This window comes from Bacteroides sp. ET71, from assembly GCF_023336905.1.
In the GTDB taxonomy this organism is placed as follows: domain Bacteria; phylum Bacteroidota; class Bacteroidia; order Bacteroidales; family Bacteroidaceae; genus Bacteroides.
Window position 1 is genome coordinate 1 of record NZ_JAMBLS010000076.1, and the last position, 2,711, is coordinate 2,711.

At 44.4% G+C, this 2,711-nt stretch carries 3 protein-coding genes; all 3 read left to right on the plus strand.

From position 1 onward, the window contains the following. Positions 1-67: 67 nt before the first annotated feature. The 3 genes from M3090_RS15115 to tnpC all read left to right on the plus strand — a co-directional run bounded on the left by M3090_RS15115 (position 68) and on the right by tnpC (position 2,625). Positions 68-430 carry a hypothetical protein gene (locus M3090_RS15115; RefSeq protein ID WP_249057652.1) on the plus strand — a complete coding sequence of 121 codons (363 nt, stop codon included), beginning with the start codon at positions 68-70 and terminating at the stop codon, positions 428-430. Next, entirely contained in the window at positions 424-759 is a 336-nt protein-coding gene (tnpB, locus tag M3090_RS15120; protein WP_013616418.1) for an IS66 family insertion sequence element accessory protein TnpB, read from the plus strand. Before M3090_RS15115 ends, tnpB begins: the two co-directional genes overlap by 7 nt. A 72-nt stretch (positions 760-831) precedes the next feature. Continuing rightward, the gene (gene tnpC, locus M3090_RS15125; RefSeq protein ID WP_249057655.1) at positions 832-2,625 is read left to right on the plus strand and encodes an IS66 family transposase; all 1,794 of its coding nucleotides are present in this window, start codon (positions 832-834) and stop codon (positions 2,623-2,625) included. The last annotated feature ends 86 nt before the right edge of the window (positions 2,626-2,711 follow it).

Genomic DNA, 2,711 nt, shown 5'->3' on the forward strand with positions numbered 1-2,711 from the left:
GTAAGCAGTCAAAAAATGGCTATTGATTGAAATGGGTACCTTCGCTGCCAACCAAATTTATAGAATTATGTATAGCAGTGAAGATCTTGAAAGGTTTTACTTTCAGTATCAGACGGAGGCATTGCCTCATGGAGAATCTCTCCAATCGTTTTGTTTAAAGAACAAAGTCCCTTATAACATTTTCCAGAAATGGTTTAAGGATACCCGCAAAAAAGTAGTTGAAGTCCAGGTTGATGGTGCTCCTGAGATTACCCATGAAGAAAAGACTAAGACTGGTGACCGGCCTAAACCTGTATCAAAAGGCTGCAATGCCAATCCCGTCCGCATATGGATTGACATCCGTGTCAGTAATGGATTGCACTTGTCCCAAAAGAATTTAAGCTATCAGGACTTAGTCCGTATGATAGAGAAGCTGGAGGGTTTATGCTGAGTGTTACCGGCCTGAATCATTTTTATTATGTGCGTGACTTTACCGACATGCGTTGCAAGCACAGCCGTGTGTTGTCCATCATCCGTGAACGGCTTCACCGGGAACCCTGTGACGGGGATGTCTTTATTGTCATGTCGCGAAACCGGAGGATAGTCCGTATGTTTTCATTTGACAATCATTCATACAGCCTGTTCGAAAAGAAGTTTGTCGCGGGCTACCAGTTCATGAAAGTGGAGCGGAACGGGGCGGATACCGTTTATCGGATTGACTGGAAAGATGTGGTTCTGATACTGGAAAACCCTATAGTTAAAACATTAAAAATCAGATAATTAATATGTCTATTTGCTTGCGTTTTTGCGATTATTTCAGTACCTTTATATCTGTAAATCAAAGGTTTAAGCATGATCGGACTGCAACATATAATAGACTCAAAAAGGGAATTGTTGAGTAGGGAAACCTACTCACGGAACCCTATAAATTATAGTGAAGATATGGCAGACGATCAAAAAGACCGGTACATACAATACCTTGCTGAGCAGAATCAGGACCTCAGGTTGACAAATGACGCCATGAAGCTTGTCTTGGAGGATTTCATGGTTCAGATGAAGGAACTGAAGGACCAGATGTCCTCCATGCAATCGAAACAGTCCGATTTGGAAAATCAGTTATCGGAAGAGCGCAAGCTTCGCCAATCGGCTGAATGTAAGGCAAAGTCTCTCCAGGAAAAACTTGATTTTGCCAATCAGGAACGTTTTGGTGACAGACGTCAACGGATAAACCCTAAAGCTAAACAGGACGCTTCTGACCGGCAAAAGGAAAAAGATGATTATGACGGTACGGACGATACGCTCCGTACGGATTCTGTAGACAATAACGAATCCCGGAATGAGCCGGCCCTTCCCAAAAAGGGACGTGACCTGGGCAATCGTCCCGATGGGTATAAAACGATGGGAGTGTCCGGAGAAGTGGTAGAGCATCCGTCAGATCTGACAAAGGTTCCCGGACGTATCATTGAAAGAAGGATGGTACGTGTATTCAGTTTCCGTACCTTCCTTACGGAAGAATGTTTTGAGATGGTCCATTATGCAGAGCCCGGCAAAAAGCCGAAGTGGGGTTATTTCCCCTCTGAAGGCCATCCGGAGGTAATAACCAAATTCGAGGGTACTAAAGCCACTCCTGAATTTCTGCAGGCCATCGCCTATGAGGTTTATGTAAAGAATGTGACCTTCGGCCTTCTGCACCAATGGCTGACGGATATGGGAATGACCATTTCTAAAAACACCTTACGCAACTGGCTTAAGAAAGGCAAGAAATACCTTGATGAGTTGGTTCGTGTATTGAAGTCCGTTGCCTTGGAAAAGGACTCGATTGTAAACTGCGATGAGACCTGGTGCAAGGTTCGCAAATATGACCGTTATAAGAAGTGTTATATCTGGGTATTGGTCAACAAGGCTCAGAAAACAGCCATTTTCTTCTATGAGGATGGCTCCCGCGGCCGTGAGGTGCTTACGGATTTCCTGGGTGATGCGGAATTGAAGAGTATCATGTCCGACGGATACAACGCTTATGTATTTATCGGCGATGAGTTGAAGTCCGCCCGGTTTAAAGATACCATACATCAAGTTTGCATGTCCCATGCCAAAAACAAGTTTGTCAAGGCTTCCAACCAGGGTGGTGAACCGTCAGCTGAACGCTTTTCCAATATCTTAAAGGAATTCTTTATGAGGGAGCGTAAATATGATGATGCCGGATTTACCCCGGAAGAGAGGTTACGGGAAAGGCAAAGCCTGGAAACGAAGGAACACCTGATAGCATTGCGCAGCCTGTTGGACAGTGAACTGTCAAAGGATTCAGAATTCAGAAGCCAGTATTATATGGAAGCCCTTAATTACCTGAACCGGTTCTGGAAAGAGATCTTTGCATACTTGGATGACGGTGAACTCCCGATAGACAACAATCTTGCCGAGCGGACCATCCGGAAGCTGACTACCCAGCGCAACAATTCACTTCATTACGGTAGTGATGCAGGCGCTGAGATGGCCGCCACTTATCATAGTGTAATAGGCACGGTAAAGCTTCATGGCAGTTCTGTCTGGAACTTCATCGGAACTTTTTTCAAAAATATCTTTAACGGGTGCAGGGATTATGTTAACATGGTTCCTGACAAAATCACTTTGGCTACCAGCCAATGTTAAATTCAAAGTTAATTAATTAACAAAACTCGGTTTAGGGCACTCAAAAGTGCCCTTTCAAAGGGGGATGCCCTAAATTGAGTGCTTAC